Origin of the sequence: Dactylosporangium vinaceum, from assembly GCF_019904175.1 — a bacterium.
In the GTDB taxonomy this organism is placed as follows: Bacteria; Actinomycetota; Actinomycetes; order Mycobacteriales; family Micromonosporaceae; genus Dactylosporangium; species Dactylosporangium vinaceum.
The window spans coordinates 10405252-10430660 of sequence record NZ_CP061913.1; the positions used below are offsets into that span (position 1 = coordinate 10405252).

Annotated in this window: 20 protein-coding genes; 11 read left to right on the forward strand and 9 right to left on the reverse strand. The window is 71.9% G+C overall.

Features of this window, described 5'->3' with window-relative positions:
* Window positions 1-8: 8 nt before the first annotated feature.
* Window positions 9-3584 (reverse strand): cobyrinic acid a,c-diamide synthase CobB, encoded by a 3576-nt coding sequence (locus Dvina_RS55570; protein WP_343217082.1) that lies wholly within the window; start codon window positions 3582-3584, stop codon window positions 9-11.
* A 367-nt stretch (window positions 3585-3951) separates the two neighbouring features.
* Here Dvina_RS55570 and Dvina_RS46770 point away from each other — a divergent pair, with 367 nt between their 5' ends.
* Window positions 3952-4794 carry an SURF1 family cytochrome oxidase biogenesis protein gene (locus tag Dvina_RS46770; protein ID WP_223097986.1) on the forward strand — a complete coding sequence of 281 codons (843 nt, stop codon included), beginning with the start codon at window positions 3952-3954 and terminating at the stop codon, window positions 4792-4794.
* An 8-nt stretch (window positions 4795-4802) separates the two neighbouring features.
* Here Dvina_RS46770 and Dvina_RS46775 read toward each other — a convergent pair whose 3' ends face one another.
* Window positions 4803-6332, reverse strand: a complete 1530-nt coding sequence (locus Dvina_RS46775; RefSeq protein ID WP_223097989.1) for an ATP-dependent DNA ligase — start codon at window positions 6330-6332, stop codon at window positions 4803-4805.
* Window positions 6333-6365: 33 nt separating this feature from the next.
* The gene (locus Dvina_RS46780) at window positions 6366-6611 is read right to left on the reverse strand and encodes a hypothetical protein (protein WP_223097992.1); all 246 of its coding nucleotides are present in this window, start codon (window positions 6609-6611) and stop codon (window positions 6366-6368) included.
* A gap of 93 nt (window positions 6612-6704) precedes the next feature.
* Between Dvina_RS46780 and Dvina_RS46785 the strand changes: the two genes are divergently transcribed.
* The gene (locus Dvina_RS46785; protein WP_223097995.1) at window positions 6705-7649 is read left to right on the forward strand and encodes a GGDEF domain-containing protein; all 945 of its coding nucleotides are present in this window, start codon (window positions 6705-6707) and stop codon (window positions 7647-7649) included.
* A 41-nt stretch (window positions 7650-7690) separates the two neighbouring features.
* Here the strand turns inward: Dvina_RS46785 and Dvina_RS46790 are convergent, their stop codons facing one another.
* Window positions 7691-9220, reverse strand: coding sequence for a putative bifunctional diguanylate cyclase/phosphodiesterase (locus Dvina_RS46790; protein ID WP_223097998.1), 1530 nt, complete (start codon window positions 9218-9220; stop codon window positions 7691-7693).
* Between the two features lie 159 nt (window positions 9221-9379).
* Between Dvina_RS46790 and Dvina_RS46795 the strand changes: the two genes are divergently transcribed.
* Window positions 9380-9706, forward strand: coding sequence for a hypothetical protein (locus Dvina_RS46795; RefSeq protein ID WP_223098001.1), 327 nt, complete (start codon window positions 9380-9382; stop codon window positions 9704-9706).
* Window positions 9707-9863: 157 nt separating this feature from the next.
* On the opposite strand, the gene Dvina_RS46800 is transcribed toward Dvina_RS46795, so the two are convergent.
* A complete protein-coding gene (locus Dvina_RS46800; RefSeq protein ID WP_223098004.1) occupies window positions 9864-10079 on the reverse strand; it encodes a DUF7455 domain-containing protein in 216 nt (71 codons plus the stop codon).
* A gap of 424 nt (window positions 10080-10503) precedes the next feature.
* On the opposite strand from Dvina_RS46800, the gene Dvina_RS46805 reads away from it, so the two are divergent.
* From Dvina_RS46805 to Dvina_RS46830, 6 genes are all read left to right on the forward strand, one after another.
* Window positions 10504-12126 carry a CBM96 family carbohydrate-binding protein gene (locus Dvina_RS46805; RefSeq protein ID WP_246655776.1) on the forward strand — a complete coding sequence of 541 codons (1623 nt, stop codon included), beginning with the start codon at window positions 10504-10506 and terminating at the stop codon, window positions 12124-12126.
* A 291-nt stretch (window positions 12127-12417) separates the two neighbouring features.
* Window positions 12418-14037 (forward strand): S8 family serine peptidase, encoded by a 1620-nt coding sequence (locus Dvina_RS46810; RefSeq protein WP_223098010.1) that lies wholly within the window; start codon window positions 12418-12420, stop codon window positions 14035-14037.
* A 141-nt stretch (window positions 14038-14178) separates the two neighbouring features.
* On the forward strand, window positions 14179-14796 hold the full coding sequence (locus tag Dvina_RS46815) for an SRPBCC family protein (protein ID WP_223098013.1): 618 nt from the start codon (window positions 14179-14181) through the stop codon (window positions 14794-14796).
* Between the two features lie 83 nt (window positions 14797-14879).
* A complete protein-coding gene (locus tag Dvina_RS46820; protein ID WP_223098016.1) occupies window positions 14880-15254 on the forward strand; it encodes a response regulator transcription factor in 375 nt (124 codons plus the stop codon).
* Complete coding sequence (locus tag Dvina_RS46825; RefSeq protein WP_223098019.1) at window positions 15251-16381, forward strand: HEAT repeat domain-containing protein; 1131 nt, start codon at window positions 15251-15253, stop codon at window positions 16379-16381. Before Dvina_RS46820 ends, Dvina_RS46825 begins: the two co-directional genes overlap by 4 nt.
* Window positions 16381-17880, forward strand: a complete 1500-nt coding sequence (locus Dvina_RS46830) for a glycosyltransferase family 2 protein (protein WP_223098022.1) — start codon at window positions 16381-16383, stop codon at window positions 17878-17880. Before Dvina_RS46825 ends, Dvina_RS46830 begins: the two co-directional genes overlap by 1 nt.
* Window positions 17881-17904: 24 nt before the next feature.
* On the opposite strand, the gene Dvina_RS46835 is transcribed toward Dvina_RS46830, so the two are convergent.
* The 4 genes from Dvina_RS46835 to Dvina_RS46850 all read right to left on the reverse strand — a co-directional run bounded on the left by Dvina_RS46835 (window position 17905) and on the right by Dvina_RS46850 (window position 23273).
* Entirely contained in the window at window positions 17905-19578 is a 1674-nt protein-coding gene (locus tag Dvina_RS46835; protein WP_223098025.1) for an ATP-binding protein, read from the reverse strand.
* 150 nt (window positions 19579-19728) lie between these two features.
* A complete protein-coding gene (locus tag Dvina_RS46840; protein ID WP_246655777.1) occupies window positions 19729-20457 on the reverse strand; it encodes a hydrolase in 729 nt (242 codons plus the stop codon).
* 186 nt (window positions 20458-20643) lie between these two features.
* Window positions 20644-21351 carry a response regulator transcription factor gene (locus Dvina_RS46845; protein WP_246655778.1) on the reverse strand — a complete coding sequence of 236 codons (708 nt, stop codon included), beginning with the start codon at window positions 21349-21351 and terminating at the stop codon, window positions 20644-20646.
* Complete coding sequence (locus tag Dvina_RS46850) at window positions 21348-23273, reverse strand: sensor histidine kinase (protein ID WP_223098034.1); 1926 nt, start codon at window positions 23271-23273, stop codon at window positions 21348-21350. Before Dvina_RS46850 ends, Dvina_RS46845 begins: the two co-directional genes overlap by 4 nt.
* Before the next feature lie 114 nt (window positions 23274-23387).
* Here Dvina_RS46850 and Dvina_RS46855 point away from each other — a divergent pair, with 114 nt between their 5' ends.
* Together Dvina_RS46855 and Dvina_RS46860 are read left to right on the forward strand one after the other, a co-directional pair.
* Window positions 23388-24071 (forward strand): sensor histidine kinase, encoded by a 684-nt coding sequence (locus Dvina_RS46855; RefSeq protein WP_223098037.1) that lies wholly within the window; start codon window positions 23388-23390, stop codon window positions 24069-24071.
* 31 nt (window positions 24072-24102) lie between these two features.
* The gene (locus Dvina_RS46860; RefSeq protein WP_223098039.1) at window positions 24103-25377 is read left to right on the forward strand and encodes a sensor histidine kinase; all 1275 of its coding nucleotides are present in this window, start codon (window positions 24103-24105) and stop codon (window positions 25375-25377) included.
* Window positions 25378-25409 lie beyond the last annotated feature (32 nt).

The following is a 25409-nucleotide window of genomic DNA, read 5'->3' on the forward strand; positions in this document are numbered from 1 at the left end:
CGTCGACACTAGGCTCCGGCCTTCCCGTCATCACGGCCGTCGCCGGCCACCGGACGATCGCGCCCGTCGCCATCCACCGGAAGCACAGTCGCCTGACGATCGCTCCTGTCGCCCTCCGTCGAAATCACGGTCGCCGGACGCACGTTCGCCGAAAGGTCGCCGCTGTCGCTATCCGCGGCGAGCACGGCCGCCGGACGCACGTTCGCCGGAAGGTCGCCGCTGGCGCCCTCCGCCGGGAGCACGGTCGCCGGGAGCACTGTCGTCGCGTCGTCCGCAGGCGGCGCCGAGACGCCGGCACTCGAACCGGACGAACCGCCCGAAACAGGAGAGGAAGCCACGGAGCCGGACACTACCGAACCCGACGGCGTGGCAACCGGACCCGACACGGGGACCGCGGGAATCGACGCCGTTCCGACAGAACGCCCGGCCCCGGCCATCCCCGTGCTAGGCGGTGCCGAAACCGGCGGCGCCGACACGGGCGCCTGCTCGGCGATCTCGGTCCCGGCGTGCGACGGTGACGCATACGGCCCCGCCACCTCCTCGGCCGCGGGCACGAGCTCCGACTCCGCCGCCGGCATGGCCGTCACACCACCCGGCGCCGCCGACACGGGCGCGGTCACAGGCGGCACGGCGGCACCGAACTCCGGCATCGGCGCCGACGAGATAGGCATCGCGGCCGACGTCGCCGACACGGGCGCCGTAACAGGCGGCACGGCGGCACCGAACTCCGGCATCGGCGCCGACGAGATAGGCATCGCGGCCGACGTCGCCGTCCCGCCACCCCCCGCTCCCCCGCCGACCTGCCCCGCCACCTCACCACTGACATGCCCCGCAACCCCGGCCGCCCCGGACACCGGCGCCGACGCGGACGGCACCGGCACGGAGGCCGACGACACTGGCACGGAGGCCGACGACACCGGCGCCGACGACAGCGGCACCGAGGCTGACGACACCGGGGCGGAGGCCGGCGACACCTGCGCCGAGGCCGACGACACCGGCGCGGAGGCCGACGACGCGGACCCCGGCCCGAACGCGGTTATCGGCCCGGTCACGGACGCCGGCGCCCGCCCGGCCGACGACGAGGAGTCCACAGGCGAAGCAGCGTCCTGAGCGGAGAACTGGACCGGCACAATCCCCGACGATGGCAGCCCGGGCGCCGCCGCGGGTGCGTTCGGCCCGGAAGGCACCCCAACGCTCGCCTCGCCCGCCTCACCCGACCCACCGGCCGCAGCACCGGCGCCCGGCACCGCGAGCACCGAGGTCGCTTCATCAACTGACACGCCAGGGCTACTCGGCCGATCCGAACTGTCCGAAACATCCCCGGCGCCATCAGCACCCGAACGAGTCGCGGAGGCGCCTTCCGGCTGGTCAACGGCTCCGGAGACCACGCCCGGCGAAGCAGCTCCAGCAGCCGCGCCGTCCGAGACCGGCGAGCCGGAAACCGAGGCCGCCGCCCGGGCAGTGAACGGCGAGCCGGAAACCGAGACCGCCGCCGGAGCCGAGACCGACGCTGGGGCCGAGACCGGCGAGCCGGAAACGGAGACCGCCGCCGGAGGCAGGGCCGGGGCCGGAGACGAAACCGGAGCCGGAGCCGAGACGGAGGTGGACGCGGCCGAAGCCGGGTTGTGCAACGAGGTCCACGGCGTCGGCAGTGCCGGACCCAGCGCCGGACCGAACGGCGACGAGGCCCCCGGCGACGTCGGCGCGGAGGCGGGCACCTCGGACCTGGGCTGCGGCGGGCCGGGCTGCGGCGGGCTGGCCAGCGACGAGCTCACCACCGGATACGACCCGGTTGCCGGAGCGGGCGGGCCGGCCGAGAGCGCCCCGGCCGCGATCGAGCCGGGCCCCGCGGGGCTGGCCAGGATCGAGCCGGGGATGGCCACCGGCAGCTTCGGCGCCGGCGGCTCCGGAGTCGTGTAGTCGGCCGCGTAGCTCAACGCCCTGTCGGGCCCGGTCCCCGCCGAGACAGGAGCCGACCCCGAAGCGGGAGCCGACGCCGGAGGAGGAGCGGCCGCTGAGACGGGAGCCGAAGCGGGAGCCGAGGCCGGGACAGCGGTGACCGGAGAAGCGGCCGGCACCGCGGTGACCGGGGACGCGGCGATCGGCGTGGATGGCACCGGTGCGGTGGGGAAGTTCATGACGGGGACCGATGGCCGGCCGTACGGGCTCGTCGACGGCGTGCTCCACGGCCCCGGCGTCGGCGCGGCGATCGCGCCCGCGGCGGCCACGAAGCGGGTGGCGATCGACGGGGTGCCGGCCCAGTGCAGGCCGAGGTAGGAGGCGTGGACGCCGCGCTGCACGAAGCCCTCGGCCGGGCCGCCGGCCCAGGTCCAGGCGGCCTGCAGGCCGGCCCGTGGCGTGATGCTCGATCGGTGCATCTTGTGCCCGATGAGCTGGGCGCCGGCCGGGAGCAGGACGGAGGAGGAGCGGGCGGTGGCCTCCCGGTATCCGAGGACGACCAGATCGGTGTCGCGGGCCGAGGCGTCGACCACGCCGCACATCGGGCGGCCGTTGAAGTCGCGGCAGAGCCAGACGAGGCCGGTACCTTCGGCGGCGATCGGCTTCCCGGCCGCGGCATGGGCGGCCACGGCGGTGCGGAGCCGGCCGTTGAACGTGAGCTCCTCCGCGTAGGACTCCGGCAGCGCGGACCCGATGACCAGGCCGTCGACGCCGGCTGGGAGTACCTCGTCGCGCAACGGGTCGAACGGGACGACCTCGGCGCCGGCCGCGGTCAGCAGCTCGGCGGTCTCCGGATAGGCGAAGGCGACGCCGATGATCGGGCGGCGGCCGATGCGGGGCACGGCCGGGCCGGACTCGGCGGCCGCGGTGACCTCGGTCTCGGCGTTCCACGGGTCGGAGGTCAGGCGGGGCGCGGAGCGGGCCAGCGCCATGGTGCGGTCGATGTCGACGGCGCCGGCGATCACCTCGCCGAGGCGGCGCACGGCCCGCACGGCGTCGATGTTGTGGTGCACCACCGGAGCGACCCCGTGGTGCCGGGAGGGCAGCGGCGCCCCGGCCTCGCCGGCGTCGGTGAGGGCGTGGCGGCGCAGAGCACCCAGCACCGGTACCCCGATGTCGTCCAACGCCTCGCGGAGCAGCTGCTCGTGCCGGGTGGAGGCGACCCGGTTGAGGATGACGCCGCCGAGCCAGAGCAGTTCGTCGTAGGCCCGGAACCCGTGCACCAGCGCCGCGACCGACTGGCCCATGGCTCCGACGTCGACCACGAGGATCACCGGCGCGCGCAGCAGCCCGGAGATCTGCGCCGTCGACTCGCTGTCGGTGCGCCCGGCCAGCCCGTCGAAGAGGCCCATCGTGCCCTCGACCACGGCGATGTCCAGCGACGCGGCGCCGTGGGCGAACAGCGGCCCCATCCGCTTCGCGCCGACCATGCGCGGGTCGAGGTTGCGCCCGGGGCGCCCGGCCGCGAGCCCGAGATAGGCGGCGTCGACGTGATCCGGCCCGATCTTGAACCCGGCCGCCCGATAGCCGCGGGCGGACAGCGCGGCGAGCAGCCCCACCGAAATCGCCGTCTTCCCATGGCCGGACGAGGGGGCGCTGATCACCAGCCGCGGGATCGTGCTCATACCAACCCCTCCACAAGCTCCGGCGCCGGCCTGAGCTCCACCCTGCAACGCTCATGAGCGGCCACTCCGCTGCGCTCCGTACCGCTCATGCCGACACCTCCGCAAGCTCCGGCGCCGGCCCGAGCTCCACCCTGTGCTTCCCGATGAGCGGCCACTCCGCTGCGCTCCGTACCGCTCATGCCGTCACCTCCGCAAGCTCCGGCGCCGGCCCGAGCTCCACCCTGTGCTTCCCGATGAGCGGCCACTCCGCTTCGCTCCGTACCGCTCATGCCAGCTCCTCCGGCGCTCGGGCATACGTGTGTCCCGGACGATACCGAACGGGCGCCACCGTGACCGTCCGGAAAAGGACGGGCTACCGTGCTTGATTGTGTACCGGTTTCTCGCGACTCCCAGGTGGCTCGGCTACGCCGCGCTGACCCTGGCCGCGGCGACGGTCATGGTGCTGCTCGGCCTGTGGCAGCTCGACCGCTATCACCAGCGGGCGGAGATCAACGCCCGGATCAGCGCGGGCACGGCGGCCACTCCGGTGCCGCTGACGTCGGTGGTCGGCGCGCCGAGCGGGGCCGCGGGCACCGTCGGCCCGGCGCCCGCGGAGCACTCGGAGTGGACCCGGGTGACGGTGACCGGCCGCTTCGACCCGGCGCACGAGATCCTGGTCCGCGGCCGCACCGTCGAGGGCGCCGTCGGCTTCGAGGTGCTGACCCCGCTGGTGCTGCCCGACGGCACCGCGGTGCTCGTCGACCGCGGCTGGGTCCGGCCCGCCGCCGCGGGTGCCCTGACCACGCCCGACGTCCCCGCGGCTCCGGACGGCAGCGTGACCGTCTCCGGCCGCCTGGTGCCGGCGGAGAGCCGGGGCGGCCGCCCGCAGCAGGTCGCCGGCCACGCCGAGATCCGCCGCATCACCCCGACCGAGATCGCGCCCGGCCTGCCCTACGCGATATTCGACGCATACGTGAGTGCGGACCAGCCGGCGCCAGGCCTCGTCGCGGTCCCGGCCGAGAAGCAGAACGCCCTGCAGAACGCCGGGTACGTCCTGCAGTGGTGGCTCTTCGCCGCCATGACGATCTACGGATTCGGCTACCTGGCCCGCCGCGAGGCCCGCGGCCCACGCCCGGACAATCTGCTGGACGACGAGGACGACGACGCTCACGCCGAGGACGACGACACCCGCGCCGAGGCGGCCGAGCAGCTCCACGACACGCCCCGCTGAGCCGGCGTTCACGGTGATCCCCGGTGGATCGCCCGCACGGCGTCGATCGTGTCGGCCTCGTCGGGCCGCTTGTCCTCGCGGTAGCGCAGGACGCGGGCGAAGCGCAGCGCCACGCCGCCCGGATAGCGCGGTGAGGTCTGCACCCCGTCGAACGCGATCTCCACGACCAGCTCCGGCCGCACCTTGACGACCCAGTCCGACTCCTCCACGGCCAGCGCCCGCAGCCTCTCGGTCTGCCAGCGCAGCATCTCGTCGGTCATGCCCTTGAACGTCTTGCCGAGCATCACGAACCCGCCGCGCTCCGGGTCGCGGGCGCCCAGGTGGAGGTTGGACAGCCAGCCCTTGCGCCGGCCGTGGCCCCACTCCACGGCCAGGACGACCAGGTCGAGCGTGTGCCTCGGCTTGACCTTGACCCAGGCCGCGCCGCGGCGACCCACGTCGTAGGGCGCGGCGGCGGACTTGATGACCAGCCCCTCGTGCCCGGCCGCGACGGCGCCGGCGAACGCGGCCTCGGCCTGCTCGGGCGTCTCGATCATGGTGCGGCCGACCCGCTGCTCCTGCGGCACAACGCGCTCCAGGGCCGCCCACCGCTCCCCGGCCGGCCGGTCGAGCAGGTCCTCGCCGTCGAGGTGCAGGACGTCGAAGAAGTACGGCTGGAGCACCGACACCCCGTCCCGCCGGGCCGCCCGGCTGGACGTCTCCTGGAACGGCAGGGCCCGGCCGGTCTCCGGGTCCACGCCGACGGCCTCGCCGTCAAGCACGATCGTCGACGCCTCGAGCCCGGCGACGGCCGCGACGACCCCGGGCAGGCGGGCGGTGATGTCGTCCAGGCTCCGGGAGTACACCCAAATGGCTTCTGGGCTTTTGTGCACTTGAATGCGGACGCCATCGATCTTGATGTCGGCGGCGGCCGGCGTCCCGGTGGCCGCGAGGGCCTCGGTGGCGTCGGGCGCGCTGGAGGCGAGCATGGGGGCCAGCGGGCGCCCCACGGTCAGCTGATAGGCCGTGAGGGCCTCGGCTCCGTGTAACAGCGCGTCGGCGGCGACCGCCTTGAGATCGCCGGCGAGCAGCAGTGCGCGGCGCACGGCGGTGGCGGGCAGCTCGGCGGCGCGGGCCACGGCGTCGGCGAGCAGGCCGGCCTGGGCGCCCTGGCGCAGCTCGCCGCTGAGCAGGCCGACAAGCAAGCGCCGCTCGGGCTCGGTGGCCGCGCCGAAGAGGGCGTCGACCTCGGCGCGGCGGGCGGCCTGGGAGCCTTTGCCGGAAAGCCCGGCCATCCGCTCGAAGGCGAGGTCGACGGCGGCCACGGTGAGGGTTGCCGCAGGGGCGGGCGGCGGGAGGTCGCGCAGGCTGGCGTAGCCGACTCCGGTCTGGCGCTGGCGCAGCTCACCGGCCAGATAGCCGGCTCCGGCGGCCACCGTGCGCTCGTCCCCGGACGCGGCCAGGTCGCGCAGGGCCGCGGCCAGGAGGTCGATCTTGGCGTTGCGCGCGGAGGTGGCCGCGACCGCCTGGGAAACACTCGCCAGCTGCTCGAACTGCATGCCCTGGATTCTCGTCCAGGGGTACGACATTTTTCAGACCAGAGCCCGGTCGTAGGCGCGGCGGATGCAGTCGAGCACCCAGCCCATCCGGCCGACGGCGGTGTCGGGGTGTTCACCGAACTCCTGCGCGACGAGCGCGGCGCATCCGCGCGGCCCGTGCCGGCGGACGCTGAGCATGACCGCCTCGCGGATGCTGTGCGGGTCCAGGTGGTCCGAGGACTGCAGGTAGGACACGAACAGTGCCTCGGCGCGAACATGTTCGAGCAGTTGCGGCGTCATGACTTGCTCCCTTCGCCTGCAACCAGTCCACGCCTCCACCGGAGCACGGCGTTATCTCCTGGGGTGCAGGAAGGGTGGCATCACCTTGACCTCATGACGGAGAATAGTGATGTGCATACGTTCCGTGAGCGGCGTCACTTCCCCGCGCTGCTCGACGCCACGATCATGGCGGCCGCGGCCGCCGTGATCGCGTGGGCGGGCTTCGTCGCGCCCGCCGTCCTGGCGTTGGTGCTGGCCGGAGCGGCATTGCAGCTGTCCGTCCGAAAGATCAAAGTGCCGGCCCTGACCCGCCCGGTCGCCCTGGCGGTGGTGTCGCTGTCGGCTCCGGTGGTACTGCTTGTCCAGTACCACCGCGGCCAGCTGCGCGACATTCCCCTCCTCGCGGCCGCGAGCGCACTGATCTTCCTGCTGATCCTGGGCCGGATGACCCTCCTCGTCGCCGAGCAGCACCGCATCGCGACCGCCGACACCCTCACCGGCCTGTGCACGCGACGCGCGTTCCAGGAGCGCCTCCAGGCCCTGCGCCCGGGCCGCCCGGTCGCGGTGATCCTGCTGGACATCGACCGGTTCAAGCGCGTCAACGACGCCTTCGGCCACCCGGCGGGCGACCGCGTCCTGCGCGTCGTCGCCGACCGCCTGCGCGACACCGCCGGCCCGGGCGTGACCGTCTGCCGCTACGGCGGCGAGGAGTTCGCCCTGCTCGTCCCGGGCGCTGACGCCACCCGCGCGGCCGACCTGGCCGAGCACCTGCGCCAGGCCGTCGGCGCCGCGGCCCTCGACCTGGGCGACGGCATCCTGCGTTTCGTGACAATCTCCGCCGGTACCGCCCTGCTCCCCGCCGACACCACCGACCCCTCCGAGCTGATCCCGCTGGCCGATCGCGCCCTCTACACCGCCAAGCACGCCGGCCGCGACCGCGTCGTCGCCGCGGGCGCCGCACCGCCCCTGAGCATCGCCGAGGGTGCAAGGCCGGGCCCTACTGAGGAGTGGCCGGCCCCACTCCCGCGCCCGCGCCGCTCCGAGCTCGAGGCGGCCTGACCGCACCCGCCACCCACCGCCCCCGACCGCGCGGCCCAGGCTCAGTGGATCCGCGCCGCCCCGAGCTCCAGGCGGCCCGAGCGGAGCAGCGCGTCGAGGTCGGCCGGGGGCACGGGGCGGGAGAACAGGAAGCCCTGCGCGTGCTCGCACCCGAGCGCCCGCAGCGTCGTCGCCTGCTCCTCGGTCTCGACGCCCTCCGCGACCGTCTGCAGTGACAACCCCCCGGCCAGCTGCAGGATCGCCCGCATGAGTGTGGTGTCGACGGCGGTCGCCAGGAACGTGCGGTCGATCTTCAGCACGTCGACGGGGAGGTGGACGAGGTAGGCCAGGGAGGAGTACCCGGTGCCGAAGTCGTCGATCGCCACCCGCACCCCGTCCGCGCGGAGCGTGTCGAGCCGCGCGGTGGACTCGGCGTCGGCGACGAGCGTGCTCTCGGTGACCTCTAGCACGAGCGCGGTCGCCGGCAGCCCGGCCGCGGCCAGCGCCGCGCGGACCCGCTCCACGAAGTCGGCCTCGCGCAGCTGATGGGCGGCGACGTTGACGGTCAGGCTTATCCCGTCCCGCTCGTACCACGGCCGCGCCTGCGCGCACGCCCGCTCCAGCACCCACCAGCCGAGCGGCACGATGAAGCCGGTCGCCTCGGCGACGGGGATGAACACGCCCGGCGCAATCGCGTCGGCCCCGGGCGGGAACCAGCGCAGCAGCGCCTCGACGGCGGTGATCCGGCCGTCGGCCAGGCGTACGACCGGTTGGTAGTGCACGTCCAGCTCGCCCTCGTGCAGCGCCCGCCGCAGCCCGGTGGCCAGCTCCCGCTGCCGGTCCGCGGCCGTGCGCAGACCCGCCTCGAAGCGGACGATCCGGTCCTTGCCGCCGCCCTTGGCCGCCTGGAGTGCCAGCCCGGCATCCCGCAGCACCTCGGCCGAGCTGCGCTGCCCGTCGGCGACCACGACGCCGGCGCTGCCGGTGAGGTGGACGGTGCGCTCGCCGACGCTATACGCCGGGCGCAGCCGGTCCAGCACCCGCTCGGCCGCCCCGGCCGGAGCCGCGCCGCGCCACACGGCCGCGAACTCGTCGTCGCCGTGCCGCGCCAGCAGGTCGGCCGTGGGCAGGGCGCCGCGCAGCCGCCGGGCTACTTCGGCCAGCAGCTCGTCGCCGGCGACGTGCCCGAGCTCGGCGTTGACCTCGGCGAACCCGTCGAGGTCCAGCAGGATCACGGTCAGCTCGCCCCGCCCGGGCCCGTCGAGCACGGCGGTCAGCATCGCCCGGTTGGCCAGCTTCGTGACCGGGTCGCGGGTGGCCCGCTCGCGCAGCGCCCGCTCGAGCCCGCGCCGCTGCGCCGAGGACTGCGCGAGCGAGGAGGCCAGCCGCCGCGACCGCGCAAGGACCAGCGCGACGGCCACCAGCGCGGCGGTGAGCCCGACGAGTCCCGCGAGGAGTGACGAGAACTGTTGGAGCAGGGCGGGTACAGCCGCCAGAAATGCCGCTGCGGCGACCAGGACGGCCGCGAGCAGCCCCGTCTCGCGGCCCGCCGACCCGGACCGCCGAGGAAGCGGACTCGGCTTGCGCTGCACACCGGCATGGTATCGAGCAAATGTCCGATATTTCCGACTTAACCGACAACACGCTCAAGTGCGCACTCCAGGCTCACGAGCCGCGCCATTGACGAGACGTACACCGTACGCCTAACGTAGATGACGTACACCGTACGTCGAGCTGAGAGGAGCCGCAACATGTCCGACGACAGCCTGCTGCACCGCCTGACCCACCAGGTTCCCGGCGTCCCCGAACACCGCGAGAACCGCCCGCACACGAACCCCCACACGAAGAGCCCCGGCACCAACGACCACCACACGGACGACAGGCGCGCGCACAGCCGGCACGCACACAACCAGCGCGTGCACAACCAACCGGCGCGGAGCCACCATCACGGCCACGACCGTCCGCCGCGCATCCTGGTCGCCTGGCAGCGCCGCATCGCTGCGCTGTTCGGCCAGAGCCGCCGTAAGCCGCAAAACCGACACACTGAGCTCCCACAAATCGGCATGTCAAACATATGACCGGACAGGCGATAAATCCGATATGTCGCGGCGCGCAGCGCCCGACATATCGGCACGCAACGAGCGGTTGAACACAGCAAGCAGCACGGGCGGACAGCACAAGACGGCGGGGGCGCCGAAGCACCCCCGCCGTCAGGCTGAGCAGATCAGACCAGGCTCAACGCCAGTCGAAGCCCTGCTCCACGATCACCTTGTCGGCCGTGGCCGAGATCCGGTCGGCGAACTTCTTCGCGTGGTGCCCGCAGAACGCCAGGTCGCCGGCGTCGCCGAAGGTCACGACGGCCTTCGCGGCGGCGCCGCAGCTGTCGCAGCGCTCCCCCACGAGCTCGGGGACGGACTCAACGGCCGGGCGCGAGATCAGCATCGGGGTCATCTCAGTCTCCTCGAGTCGCAACGGGCGGGCAAAAATCCGTTTTGCGAAGTTTTCGTTACTTGCGGCTTACCCGACCAACATTACGTTCGCCGCATTTGCGCGCCTAGTTCAGAAGCGTTGCGTTGAGTCGCGGGTCGGTTGCCACCTTCTGTCCGTTCGTCTGATGCATCACCTGGGTGGCTCACATACCCGGCCGGCAACGTTTCGACACCTGGCCTCCGGACGGGAGGAGGAAAAGCAGTGCGCCCGACGGGCCGAGAGGCGGACACCCGAACGGCAACTTCCGGCGAACCGGGGGTGTAACCCCGACTGCCGAATCTTGTGGAGGTCCGGATGACAACGCCGGATGCAACACCGCTCCACAGGATTTCGCCAGCCACGGAAGGACTTTGAATAGATGATCCGCCGTCACGCCCGTAAATTCTTGCCGATCGCCGCGCTCGCCATCGGTGCCGGAGCCGGCACCACGATCCACAGCGGTGTTGCCGCCGCTGCGGAGACGACCGACGTCGTGCGCTCGGGCGCCGCGGAGGACAGCTACAGCTCCAGTGCCCGCCCGACGTACAACTTCGGCCTCGCCCCCACCATCACCGCCGGTCGTCAGGCCGGGGACACGATGGTCGGGTTCCTGAAGTTCACGGTCGGCCCGCTCGGCACCGGCACCACGGTGAAGAGCGCCAAGGTGACGCTCACCCGCGACACCAAGAACCTGCCGGCCTCGGTCACGCTGAGCCGGGTCGCCGACAACGCGTGGACCGAGAAGGCCCTCACCGGCAAGAACGCGCCGAAGCTCGGCGCGTCGGTGGCCGTCGCGAAGCCGGCCGCCACCGCGAACGCGGTGACGTTCGACGTCAGCTCGGTCGTCAAGGGCGCCGGCACCTACACGTTCGCCGTCACCTCGTCGGTCTCGAACACCCCGGCCCGCTTCAAGTCGGCCGAGGCCGCCGCGGGCCAGCCGGCCCTGGACGTCACCGTCGGCCGCCCAGTCGTGGTCAAGCCGATCGAGGACGTCAAGCCCACCAAGCCGGTGACCACCCCGACGACGCCGGCCACCAAGCCCACCACGCCTGCCGCCACCACGCCGGCGGCGCCGGTCACCCCGGCCGAGTGCAAGGTGGACGCCAAGCTCGTCCCGTCCTGCGGCGTGCTGTGGGGCGCGGCGGCCGGCGGCTTCTCCGACGTCCCGCGCGACGAGGCCCTGAAGACGTTCGAGGCCAAGAGCGGCCGCACGTCGTCGATCTACCACACGTACCACAAGGGCGACGAGGTCTGGCCGACCAAGGACGAGATCGCCATGACCAACGACCCGGCGCACCCGCGCACCCTGATGCTGAACTGGAAGGTCGGCTACGGCACCACGTGGGCCAAGGTCGCCGCCGGCGCGCAGGACGCCCGCATCGACAAGGCCGCCGCGTACCTCAAGGCGAACTTCGCCACCAAGCCGTTCTTCCTGGTGCTGCACCACGAGCCGGAGAACGACGTCAACCCGGCCGCCGGCTCGGGCCAGACGGCCAAGGACTTCGCCGCCATGTTCCGCCACACCGCGCTGCGCCTGAAGGCCGACGGCGTCACCAACGCCGTGTTCACCGTCGCGTACATGAACTACGAGAAGTGGAACAACACGGCCTGGTGGGGCGACCTCTACCCGGGTGACGACGTCGTGGACTGGGTCGGCGTGGACACCTACAACAACGCCGAGCCCGGCGCGTTCCACTACGGCGACTTCAACTACCTGATGAACCGCACCAACGACCCGAAGTTCCCGGGCTTCTACACCTGGGCCTCCACCAAGCACCCGAGCAAGCCGATCATGGTCGCCGAGTGGGGCGTCTACGACTCGTCGAAGGTCGTGCAGGGCAAGAACAAGGCCGCCGTGTACGCCACCGTGCTCCCGCAGCTGGCGAAGATGCCGCAGATCAAGGGCTTCGTGTACTTCGAGACCGCCAAGGACCAGAGCGGCCACGACATCCGCATGGACGACACCCCGGAGGCCCTCGCCGGCTTCCAGAAGATCGCCGCGGACCCGCGGTTCGACGTGAAGCTGTAACACCCGGCTCCCCCCGGTGAGCGAAGGCCGTCAGGACCCAGTCCTGGCGGCCTTCGCCATGTCCGCGACCGTGTAAAGACGCCGAACCACTTGGCAACCGATCGCAACTCACGGCCGTGAGCGCGAAAAAGCAGCGGGACAACCGGCCTGCAACGTTGCGGGCCCCGGAGCAACCACCGGGGCCCGGCAATCTTATTTCAGCAAGGAAAACGCAAGGAAATGAAGCAGAGAGAAATCACGGCACGTCTCATGACGCGACATATGCCGGCTACCTGACAGGAAGCAGACATAATGACGAAGAACATCGCCCGCCGCGCCATTACCGGAATCGTCCTCGGCACCGCCGCCACGGCCGCAACCGCGTTCTCGTTCGGCGCTGCCGCATTCGCCGCCCCGGCCCAGGGCACCATCCAGAACGTCGACGCCCCGGGTGCGCTCAAGGACCAGTACATCGTGGTCATGAAGGACGGCAGCACGACGACCTCGGACGCCCTCGCCGGCAAGGTCGGCGGGAAGATCGAGGACCGGTTCGACAGTGCGGTGCGCGGTTTCTCCGGGCACATGAGCGCCGACGCCGCTCGCCGCCTGGCCGCCGACCCGGCCGTCTCGTACGTCGAGCAGGACCGCCGCGTGCAGATCGAGTCGACCGAGACCTCTCCGACCTGGGGCCTGGACCGCATCGACCAGGCGGCGCTGCCGCTGGACAAGAGCTACACGTACGGCCCCGCGAGCAACGTCACCGCCTACATCATCGACACCGGGGTGCGCATGACGCACTCGGAGTACGCGGGCCGGGTCAAGTCCGGCTACGACTTCGTCGACAACGACGCGGACGCCACCGACTGCCAGGGTCACGGCACCCACGTCGCCGGCACCGTCGGCGGCAAGACCTACGGCGTCGCCAAGGACGTCAAGATGGTCGCGGTGCGCGTGCTGGACTGCTCCGGCGGCGGCTCGTACTCGCAGATCATCGCCGGCGTCGACTGGGTGACCAAGAACGCCGTCAAGCCGGCCGTCGCCAACATGAGCCTCGGCGGGGCCGCGGGCGCGACGATGGACAACGCGGTCAAGAAGTCGATCGCGTCCGGCGTGACCTACGCGGTCGCCGGCGGCAACGACTCCGCCGCGGCCTGCACCAAGTCCCCGGCCCGCCTGCCGGAGGCGATCACCGTCGGCGCCACCGACGCCACCGACACCCGCGCGAGCTTCTCCAACTACGGCAGCTGCCTGGACATCTTCGCCCCGGGCGTGAACATCACGTCCAGCTCCAACGCCAGCAACACCGGCACCCAGAAGATGAGCGGCACCTCGATGGCGACGCCGGAGGTCACCGGTGCGGCCGCGCTGTACCTGGCCGGTCACCCGACCGCCACGCCGGCGCAGGTCCGTGACGCGCTCGTCGCCGCGGCCACCAACGGTGTCGTGAAGAGCGCGGGCAACGGCTCGCCGAACAAGCTGCTGAACACCACGTCGTTCAACAACGCCGCTCCGGCCACGCCTGTCACCGACCCGGCCCCGCCGACGACGCCTGTCACCACCCCGGCCAACCCGGGCACCCCGGCCGCCTGCACCGCGGCCGTCAGCACCACCGCCGTCGCCATCCCGGACCCGGGTACCGCGGCCGGCAAGGTCACCGTGGCCAACTGCGCCGGCACCGGCTCGAAGACCGCCACCGTCAAGGTTTCGATCAAGCACGCCGACCGCGGCGACCTGCGCCTCGACCTGGTGGCCCCGGACGGCACCTCGTACCACCTCAAGAGCGCCATCTCCGGCGACGACGTGGCGTTCGGCACCGCGACCTACACGGTCGACCTGTCCACCGAGGTCCGCAACGGCACCTGGACGCTGCTGGCCAAGGACGTCTTCGCGGGCGACGCCGGCACGCTCACCGGCTGGACCCTGAACGTCTGACCCACGAAGAAACAGCGATAACGAGGGCCCTCGCCGACGCCGGCGGGGGCCTTCGGCATTCCCGCAAATCACCCGCAAACCGGGTGAATCGGCCGTACGGTGTGGGCAATCAAGGAAGCTCCAAGGGCGAGGGGGACCACCATGAGCACCGCCAGAGATTCGATCGAGGTGGCCGTACCGGTGGCAGTGGCCTACGAGCAGCTCACCCACTTCGAGAACTATCCGCAGTTCATGTCGGGCGTGATGAGCATGGCGCCGATCGACGCGTCCACCGCCCACATGGTGCTCGACATCGGCGGCACGCGGGCCGAGTTCGACGCCCGGATCACCGAGAGCCGCACTGACGAGTTCCTGTGCTGGGAGGCGATGGACGGCCCGCAGGTCATCGAGGCGCTGCGACTGGAGCCCATGGCCGGGGACATGACCCGGGTCATCGCCGAACTGCAGATCGACGCGCGCGAGCTGATGCCGGCCGAGGAGCACGCGGTCGAGGTCCTCAACCGCCGGCTCAAGGCCGACCTCAAGGGCTTCAAGCGCTTCTGCGAGGAGTCGGCCACGGCGGGCATCGGCTCGACGCCGACCAAGGAGATCAAGCCCTCGCCGGCCAACATGCCGGGCGCCAAGCCGGCCCGGGGCATCGCGCACGCGAGCAACGAGCGGCCCGCGCAGCCGACACCCACCGGCGGCAACCTGGGCGGCCATCACGCGACCGAACGGGCGTCGCGCTCGCGTCCGGTACCGCCGCATCAACCGCTGTGAACAATGAGGGCGCCGGCCGAAGGGTCGGCGCCCTTTCCCTATATTTGGGGTATCCCTCCCGAATGCCGCATAAAATCTGAGGTATGACCGCGATCTTGGTCGCCGACGACGACATGGACATCCGCGACCTCGTCGCCTTCAAGCTGGAGCAGGCCGGATACGACGTCGTGGCGGTGGACAACGGCCTGGCCGCGCTCACCGCGGCCACCGAGAACCCGCCGGACCTGGTCGTGCTCGACGTCATGATGCCGGGCATGTCAGGCATCGACGTCTGCCGGCAGCTGCGCCAGGAGCAGAGCACCAAGGCGCTGCCGATCATCCTGCTCACCGCGCGCGCTCAGGAGGGCGACGTCGAGGTCGGCTTCGGCGCCGGCGCGGACGACTACATCGTCAAACCCTTCAGCCCGCGGGAGTTGGTGAGCCGGGTCGAGGCAGTCCTGGCCCGCATGCGCACGTGACGCTGGCCGGCGCCGCCCTGGTGGCGCTGATCGTCCTCATGTCCGCCGTGCTCGTCTTCGGCGGCCTCATCGTCGGCGGCCGCACGGTCCGCCGGGCCCGCGAGGCCAGGCGCACCCAGCTCGCCAAGCCCGCCCGGCGGCTGCTGCTGGCCATCGCCGCCGGGGACGACGACCCCGAGCAGATCGAGGAACTGGTGCGCCTGCCCGACGAGGTGTGGCTCGCGGTCGAGCCGAGCGCTGTCGCCCTCCTGGGCAAGGTCCGCGGCGAGGCGCACACGGCGCTCGTCGACGTCTTCGAGCGCCGCGGCGCCGCCTGGCGGGCGCGCAGCCAGCTGAAGCGGCGCGATCCGGTGGCCCGGGCGACGGCCGCCGAGGTGCTTGGCAACCTGGGCCGCAAGGACGCCCTGCTCCCCCTGTGCGACCTGCTCGGCGACCCCGACCCCGACGTGCGCGTCGTCGCGGCCCGCTCGCTCGGCCGCATCGGCGACGCCGGCGCCACCCAGCCGCTGCTTGCCACACTGCCCAGTCGCCGAACGGTCCCCAGTCACGTCGTTGCCACTGCCCTGACCCGTCTCGGTACCGCCGCGACGAATGCGCTCCTCGCGGCGCTCGACGACCCCAGGTCCCCCGTGCGGGCCTGCGCCGCCGAGGTCCTCGGGCTGATCGGTGCGGCCGGCGCGACCGTGCGCGTGGAGAGCGCGCTGCGGGCCGATCCGGTCGTCGAGGTACGCGTGGCCGCCGCCCGCACACTCGGTCGCCTCGGCACGCGGACCGCACTGGCTCCACTAATCGATGCATTGGAGCCACAGCATCCGGGGGTACTGCGCGCAGAGGCCGCCAAGGCCCTGGGAGAGCTCGGTGCGGTGAGCGCCGCCGCGCCGCTCACGGGCCTGCTGGCCGACCCTGACTACGAGGTCGCCCACAACGCCGCGCGCTCGCTGCTGCGCCTGGGCAGTCCGGGCCGGGCCGCGCTCGTCGCCGCCGAGCACCGGGCCCACGTGCGCCCCCGCCACAGCGCCGACCCGGACGCGGAGCCGGACCCGGACATCCTGCTCGGCGCCGCCCACGCCCGCGAAGCCCTGGCCGCGGCCGACATCGACGCCACCCGCAAGCACCTGGTGCCGTGATGCTGCGGGAGTGGGTCGTCGAGCTCCTCGCGGTGACCGACGTCTTCATCCTCACGTACTTCCTGCTCATCAACAGCAGCTACCTGGTGCTGATCGTGCTGGCCACCGCCGAGTTCGTGCGCCACCTGCGCCGCGTGCCGTTCGCCGGGCACGAGGAGACCTACCGCAGCCCGCTCACCGAGCCCGTGTCGGTGCTCGTGCCCGCGCACAACGAGGCGGCCGGCATCGTGCAGTCGGTCCAGGCGATGCTTGCCCTGCGCTACCCGGTCTTCGAGGTCATCGTCATCGACGACGGCTCGACCGACGACACCTTCGAGCGGCTGCGGGCGGAGTACGGCCTCGTCGAGGTGCCGCGCGTGGTGCCGGATGCGACACCGACCCGCGGCGGCATCATCTCCATCCACGTCCCGAAGGAGCGGCCCGACCCGCTCGTGGTGGTGCGCAAGGAGAACGGCGGCAAGACCGACGCTCTCAACACCGGCATCAACGTCGCCCGGCACCCCCTCGTGTGCATGGTCGACGCGGACTCCATCCTCGACCCGCAGGCACTGCTGTCGGTGGCCAAGCCGTTTTCCGACGACCCCGTGCGCACCGCCGCCTCGGGTGGCGTCATCCGCGTCGCCAACGGCTGCACCGTCGTGGCCGGTCGTATCGTCGACGTCCGGATGCCGAGGCGCTGGCTGCCGCGGGTGCAGGTGGTGGAGTACCTGCGCGCCTTCCTCCTCGGCCGCACCGGCTGGTCGCGCATCGGCGGCCTGCTCATCATCTCCGGCGCCTTCGGCATCTTCCGCCGCTCCCTGCTCGTCGAGATCGGCGGCCTGGCCCACGACTGCATCGGCGAGGACGCGGAACTGGTCGTGCGTCTGCACCGCCACCTGCGCCGCCAGAAGCGCGACTACCGCATCGTCTTCGTCGCCGAGCCGGTCTCCTGGAGCGAGGCGCCGAGCACCCTGAAAGTCCTGGGCAAACAGCGCCGTCGCTGGCACCGCGGGATCACCGAGATCCTCAGGAAGCACAAGGGCATGATCCTGAACCCGCGCTACGGCCGCATCGGCCTCGTCGCCATGCCGTACTACGTGCTGTTCGAGCTCCTGGCCCCGCTCATCGAGCTGGCCGGCGTCATCCTGATCCCGCTGGGCCTCTACGTGGGCGCCGTCAACACCCGCTTCGCCCTCGTCTTCATCGCCGTGGCCTACGGCTACGCCCTGCTGCTGAACCTGGTCGCCCTGACCGTGGAGGAGTACTCCTTCCACCGCTACCACCGCTGGACCGACCTGGTCGCCTCGGTGCTCGCCTCGATCCTGGAGAACGTCGGCTACCGCCAACTGACGGCCCTGTGGCGCGTCATGGGTATGTGGTCGGCGATCAGGGGCGGCAAGCACGTGTGGGGCGAGATGACGCGGACGGGCTTCCAGACGGTACAGACGCAGCCGTTCGAGGCTTCTGAGACGGCCCGCCCGGAGGCCTCGGCGGTCAAGGAAGGCGCCGAGACCCGATAAGCCGGTTTCCGCCGGCCGGGGCGGCTACAGCCAGAGGGGCCGTTCGCGCGGGATGCGGATCGTGAAGGTCGTGCCGTGCCCGACCAGGCTCTCGACCGCGATCTCGCCGCCGTGCCCCTCGATGATCGTCTTCGTGATGGCCAGGCCCAGGCCCGCGCCCTGCACCGCCTCGCGGACGGCGAACGTGCCGCGGAAGAAGCGGGTGAACAGCTGCGGCTGCTCCTCGGCGTCGATGCCCACGCCGTTGTCGATGACCCTGATCTCGACGTGGTCCCCGTCGACGCGGGCGGTCAGCTCGACCAGGCCGCCGTCCGGGGTGAAGCTGACGCCGTTGATGAGCAGGTTGGCCAGGGCCCGCTGCAGCTGCTCCGGGTCGGCCTCGACGGTGCCGAGCCGGCCCTCGACGGTCAGGACCAGGCGGTGGCCGCGGCGCTTGGCTCGGGGCTCGACCGCCGCGCAGGCGGCCGTGAGCACCTCCTGCAGGTCGGTCGGGCGCAGCTCCAGGTCGAAGACGCCGGCCTCCACCTTGGAGATGGTCAGCAGGTCCTCGATGAGCGCGCGCAGCCGGTCGGAGTTGCGGCCGATGACGCCGAGCATGCGGGTCTGGGCCGGGGTGAGCGGGCCGGCGTCGCCGGATGTAAGGACCTCGAGGTGGCCTATCACGTTTGTCAGCGGCGTGCGGAACTCGTGCGACACGGTGGCCACGAAGTCGCTCTTGGCCACGTCGAGCTCGCGCAGCCGGGTGACGGCCTCGCGCTCGTGCTCGTATGCGTGGCGCAGCGCGTCCTCGGTCCGCTTCCGGTCGGTGATGTCGTGCACGAACGCGTTGAACGTCCAGCCCATCATCGGGTCCTGCACGGCCCAGGTGGCCAGCTCGACCGGGAACTCGTAGCCGTTGGCGTGCCAGCCGGTGATCTCGATCCGGTTGTCGAGGACCCGCTTCTCCCCCGTCGTCAGGAACCGCCCGACGCCGAGGTGGTGGGCCTCGCGGTACTGCGGCGGCACGATCGTGTCCGCCAGCCGGCGACCGATCGCCTCCTCCTTGGACAGCCCGAACACCTTCTCCGCGGCCGCGTTCCAGGCGGTGATCATCCCGCCCTCGTCCATGGAGACGAACGCCTCGACGCAGCTGTCGAGGATGCGCTCCAGCCGCTGCGAGCCGAACAGCAGCGCCTGCCGCGCGGCCATGCGGTCGGCGACCCGGCCGAGCTGGATGCCCACGTCGGCCATGATCTCCAGCAGCTCGGGGTCCGGCTCGACCGGCTCGCGGGTGAAGAACTCGAGCACCGCGGCCACGATCCCGCGCCCGGTGATGGGAAAGGCGATGGCGGAGCCGACGCACCCCGCGATCGGGCGCACCATGCCGGGCTCGGCCGCCAGGTCGGCGATCCACTGGGGCCGCCCGGTCTTGGCCGCGCGCCCGATGATCCCGGCGCCCAGCGGAAACCGCACGTCATCACTGGCCTTGCGCAGCTGTGTGAACTCCCCCGCGATCTCCTCGTGCCACACGTCGGTGGAGACGAAGACCCGGCGGTCGCGCTCCTCCGGCAGGCACAGATGGCCCACGGGCCAGCCCGTGGCCGCGCAGACTGCGGTGATCACGGGAAGCCCGGCGTCCCGGATGTCGTCGGCTTCGTTCGCGATCCTCGTGGCCTCCTGCAGGAGGGAGACGAGGACGAGTTCGCGATCCTTCGGCACACCTTGATCCTAAATGCCGGACCCGCCACCCTTGACCCGTTTCAGGCAATGCTGGCGGACCCGCCGGCTCACGGGCGGCGCGCACGACGAACCCGCCGCCGTAAGCCTGCGCGGCGAACGACGGCGGGTGCGGGGAGGTGCAGGGGTGGTTCAGGCGGAGGCGGTCGCGGGGAGGAGGCCCTCGGCGATCTCGCGGACGTAGCGATAGGCGCCGACCTCGCCGGCCCGGACCGCGTCGCTGGAGGCGACGAGCCGGACGCCCGCCTCGGCGCACGCCTGCACGAACCGGAGCCCGGGCAGCCGGTGCCGCTCGCTGACCTCGACGACGGTGGCGTTGGCCCGGCACGCCTCGACGAGCTCGGTCAGGGCGGAGTCAGGGATCGCGGTCTCGTCGATGCCGGAGCGGACCAGGAAGTCCAGGGGCCGGGCGAGGCGGGTCGGGGCGTATCGCGAGACCCGCTCGACGGCCAGCCCGGTGACGGTGACGACCTGGTCGATGACGTCCAGCGCCCGCATCGCGCCGGCGTCGATCTGGGCCCGCACGGCGTCGGGGCTGAGCAGCCCGGCGGGCAGCGGGAGGCGGTTGAACGCCACCGAGATGACCTCGAGCCCGTTGAGGTCCGACGGGAAGGCCAGCCAGCCGTCGATACCGATCGCCTCGACCTCGACCCCGCGGCGCAGTGTGACGTCGGTGCGCTGCTGGGCCCGCTGGATCGACGACAGGTACGGCGGCAGCCAGCTCGTGTCCGGCCCCACCCGATCGGCGAACGTGAGCTCCGTCAGCCCGGCCTGCTCGGCCGCGGCGACGAGCACCGAGACGCTGTCGCGCCCGGACGAGAACGCGGTGTGGACGTGACCGTCGGCAGAGAGGTCGATCATCGAGGCACTCATTTCGTGGGTCTGCGTGGCGGGACCATTTCAGGTTCGCCACTGTCGGTCGCGACGACCGTTCCCACCCAGTTGCGGCTTCGGTTCACCGGCCGGGTGCCGCCGTCAGCCGCACCAACCCCCGCCGCCGGAATGCCGGGCTCCCGAAAACCCGACACCCCACGTGAGTACCTGGAGCTACTCCGCGCGGTCCATCACCGGCCGGCGGTACCGGTAGCCGAAGCCCCTGACCGATTCGATAGGCGACGCATCCGGGTCAGTCCACCCGAGTTTGCGCCGCAGCCGCAGCACCGCGAACTTCACGCGCTCCGGCCCGATCCCCGTCGGATCGTCCCAGGCCTGCGCGAGCAGCTGGTTCGGCGACAGCACCGCCCCCGCGTGCCGGACCAGCACGTTGAGGAGCCGGAACTCGGTAGGCGTCAAGCGGACCTCGTCGCCGGCCACGAACGTGCGGCGGGCGGCCGGGTCGATGCGCAGGACGCCGTCGTCGTACACCTCGTCGGCCCACGAGGCCGGCCCGGCGCTGCGGCGCAGGAGGGCCTCCACCCGGGCGACGAGCTCCGCGTTGGTGAACGGCTTGGTGAGGTAGTCGTCGGCGCCGCCGCGCAGGCCGCGGACCTTGTCCGACTCCTGGCCGTGCGCGGTGAGCAGTAGCACCGGCACGTCACTGACGTCGCGCAGCCGCTCCAGCACCTGCCAGCCATCCATGCCGGGCAGGCCGATGTCGAGAATCACCAGCTCCGGGCGCTCGGTGTACGCGTCCCGCAGGCCGGTCCGGCCGTCCTTTGCGTGCGCGACCTGATGCCCCGCCCGCGTGAGGAGCAGGCGAAGCGCCATGGCGATATCCGGATCGTCCTCGACGACGAGAAGTCGGCTCACGATCATCCCCCATTTCGTGCCGGTCGCGTGGGCAACGACAGCGTGACCGTCGTGCCGACCCCTTCAGTGCTGGCGACGCTGATGCTGCCGCCGTGTAACTCGACGATGGCCCGGCTGACGACAAGCCCGAGTCCCGTGCCGGGCATGACCTGCCGCCCGACCGCCGCGGTCACGTTCGATCCGCGGAAAAATGCGCTGAACAGCCGCGGCAGGTCCGCGGCCGGGATGCCCACCCCGGAGTCGGCGACGGAGACGCTCCAGCCCTCGCCGTCCGGCCCGGGCCACGCCTTGACGCTGACCCGGCCGCCGCTCGGCGTGAACTTGACGGCGTTGCTGACGAGGTTGTCCACGACCTGGTGCACGCGGGTGTCGTCGCAGACGACCTCCGGGCCGTCGGTGCATTCCAGCCGCAGGTCGATGCCGGCCGCCTGGGCCGCGGGCGTGCGCTCGGCCACGGCCACGGCGAGCAGCTCCGGCAGGCGGGTGGGTGTGGGTTTGAGTTGCAGCGTGCGGGCCTCCAGCCGGGACAGCAGGAGCAGGTCCTCGATGAGGCGCAGGAGGCGGTTCGCGTTGCGGTCGATGACGGCGAGGTACGTCTGCTGGTCCTCCGACAGCTCCCCGCTGGCGCTGTCGCCGAGCAGGTGTGAGAACGCCACCACCGACGACAGCGGACCGCGCAGCTCGTGGGACACGCTGGCGACGAACTCGTTGTTGAGGGCCGTCGCCTCGATGAGCGCCTGATTGCGCTCCTCCAGTCCCCGGCTGCGCTCCTCGAGCCCGCGCCGCACGGCGACCCGCGAGGTGACGTCCCGAAGGTGGATGAGCGTTCCTCCATCGGTACCCCCAGGGCCCGCCGGTCCCGTGACGGGAACGAGGTCCAGTTCGAGCACCCGCCCGTCCTCGAAGGCCATCTCCTCCCCGACCACGGCCCGGCGGGTGCGAAACCCGGTGCGCAGCCGGTCGATCGGGGCCGTCTCGCGCCCGAGCCGATGGACGGTGCGGGCGATGACCTGGGCCCAGTCGAGCGGTTCGGCGTCGTCGGGGTCGTGCTCGGGGCTGACGTCGAGGACGCCGGTGTCGAGCAGCCGGTGCGCGGCCCGGTTGGCCAGGCAGACCTGGCCGTCCTCGTCGAGCATCAGCAGCCCGTCGTCCATCGTCTCGACCAGCCGGGCCAGGCGCTGCTGCTCGATGCGGGCATTGCGCTCGGCGTCGCGCTGGCCGGTGACGTCGAGGCCGAAGAACACGACGGCGCCCACGGCGGGGTCGTCGACGAAGCTGCGCGCGGCGATCTCGATCGTCCGCCAGCGGCCGTTGACCGTGCACACGCGCAGGTCGACCGCGTGCTCCGGGGGGCGCCCGGCGCAGCTGGCCAGGAACAGGCCCACGGCCGCGGGGCGGTCGTCGGGGTGGACGATGTCGAGCAGCCGGAAGTCGGGCGGGTGGTGCCGGTCGTAGCCGAGGGCCGCGGTGAACGAGTCGGACAGGGCGCTCCAGCCCCGGCCCGGCTCGACGCACAGGATCATCGCGCGGGCGCCGGCGGTGATTGCCCAGGCCAGCGGCGAGCCGAGCGTCGGCGGGGGCGGCACGGCCCGGCACGGCACCGTCAGCGCCCGGTCGGCCGCGGCCGCGATCTCGGAGGCGGCGGTGAGCAGCTCGGCCCGGGCGGGCTCGGCGCTGAACTCGACCCGCAGCTCCTGGCCCCACTGTGCGGGCCCGACGGGCAGCCGCTCCAGCAGGTCGAGGTCGCCGAGGACCGGCATGACCGCGGGGACGATGTCGGCCGAGCGCACGCCGGAGAACGTCCGCAACTCGGACACGAGGCGCTGCGCGTCCACCGCAGTGGCCGCGTTCGCCGCACGGACCACCAGGTCGACCACGGCCCCTTCGATCAGGCTCGTGTCGACCAGACGGTCGGTCTCTCCTCGCAAAGCACTCCTCGCCGGCAGCGAACGCGGCATTCGTCGCTTACTGTCGGTACACACATATCCTACGCAATGTAATGACATGTCCTGTAACGTTTCCGGAGGACCGAGCGGGTGCTGATGGATGACGAAACGCCCGACACGGGCGAGCGGACGACGGCGGCCGACCTGGCCCAGCTGCGCACCGAGTTCATCCGGGTCGCGTCCCACGAGCTGCGCACGCCGCTGACCTCGATCATCACATTCGCCACCATGCTGGAGACGGCCGACGAGTCGCTGCCGCTCACACCCGCGGACCGTCAGCAGGCCATCGGCGTGATCCGCCGCAACGCGGAGCACATGCAGGTCATCGTGGCCGACCTGCTCCTGTTGAGCAGTCTGGAGACGGCCGAGGAGCCCCTCGACCAGGTGCGGCTGCCGGTGACCGATCTTCTGGACTTTCCGGGGGTACCGCTGCGCTGTGAACCGGGGCCGCAGCTCCTCGGCGACCGGGCGCTGCTGCGCGAGCTCTTCCACACCGCGGTGCAGATCGTTTCGCTGACGGGCCCGGCCGAGATCGAGGCGTACTGCTCCAACCACCGCTGGCACATCGTCATCTCCGCCGCCACCGACGCCGCCCTGACCCCCGAGCGGCTGCTGTCCATGCGCATCCCGCACCCCGAGCAGCCCGGCGAGTATCGCACCGGCGCCCTGGCCCTCATGCTGAGCCGCGAGATCGCCGCCCGTCACGGCGGCAGCATGGTCACGTCGGTCGACCGGCCGGGCGTGACCGTCCGGATAGCCCTTCCCGCCGGTTTCGGCTGAGCTGCAACTCGGCGAGCTTATCGTCGCGGGCATGAGCCGGACGTCTTCGTTCATCAAACCGCGCACGTTTCCGATCCCGGACGACGAGCAGGAGCGGCTCAAGTCGCTTGCCAGCTACGGCATCGTAGGCGGCCCACCGCTGCCGGACCTCCCGTCGGTGGTCGAGCTCGCCGCGTATGTGTGCGGGGTCCCCAACGCCGTCGTGAACATCATCTCGGCCTCGCAGCAGCTGCAGATGGCCGCGTTCGGGTTCGAGGCGAGCGCGTGCGCCCGCGAGGACTCGATGTGCGCGATAAGCATGGTGGAGCCGGAGACGGTGGTCGTGCGCGACGCCACCCAGGACCCCCGCTTCGCCGACAACCCGTTCGTCACCGGCGAGATCAACGAGGTGCGCTTCTACGCCTCGTCGCAGCTGCGCGACAGCGACGGGCACGTGCTGGGCACACTGTGCGTGTTCGACCAGGAGCCGCACGAGCTGACCGAGGGCCAGCGCCAATGCCTCGACAAGCTGGCCAAGATGGTGCTCGACGTGCTGGAGCTGCACCGGCACAGCCAGATGCTGGAGCAGGCGCTGGACACGGTGCACCGCACCTCCCGCGAGCTGCAGCGCTCCAACTCCTCGCTGCAGCACTTCGCCGGGCAGGTGAGTCACGACCTCAAGAACCCGCTCACCGGCGTGCTCGGCTTCGTCGCGCTGCTCGCCGACATCCCGGCGGTCGCCGCCGACCCCGACGGCAAGCGCTGCGTCGACCGCGCGCTCTCGTCGGCCACCCGCATGTGGCGCATGATCGAGGACGTCCTCGCGCACGCGTCTCTCGGCGGACGCCCCTCGTTCGCCGAGGTCAACCTGGAGTCCGTCGCCCGCAACGTCGTCGAGGACGTCGGCACCGCGATCGCCGCCACCCAGGCGCACGTCGAGGTGGGCCCGCTGCCCCGGGTCGTCGGCGACGCCACTCAGCTGCGCGTGCTGATCCAGAACATGGTGAGCAACTCGCTGAAGTTCCGCGACCGCGGCCGCGAGTGCCGCATCTCGCTGACCGCCGAGGAGTCACCGACCGGCTGGACGCTGAACATCGCCGACAACGGCATCGGCATCCCGGTCCAGGACCGCCCGAAGGTCCTGGAGATGTTCACCCGCCTGCGCACCGACATCGAGGGCTCCGGCATCGGCCTGGCCACGTGTCAGCGGATCGTGGAGGCCCACGGCGCCTCCCTCGTCATAGACGAAACCCCGGGCGGCGGCACCACCATGCGTATCACGCTGCCCAAGCCGGCCGATCAGGTCGCGTTGGCCCTGGTCTCGTAGGCACTTCCGCTCGAGCACTCCACCCGGGAACA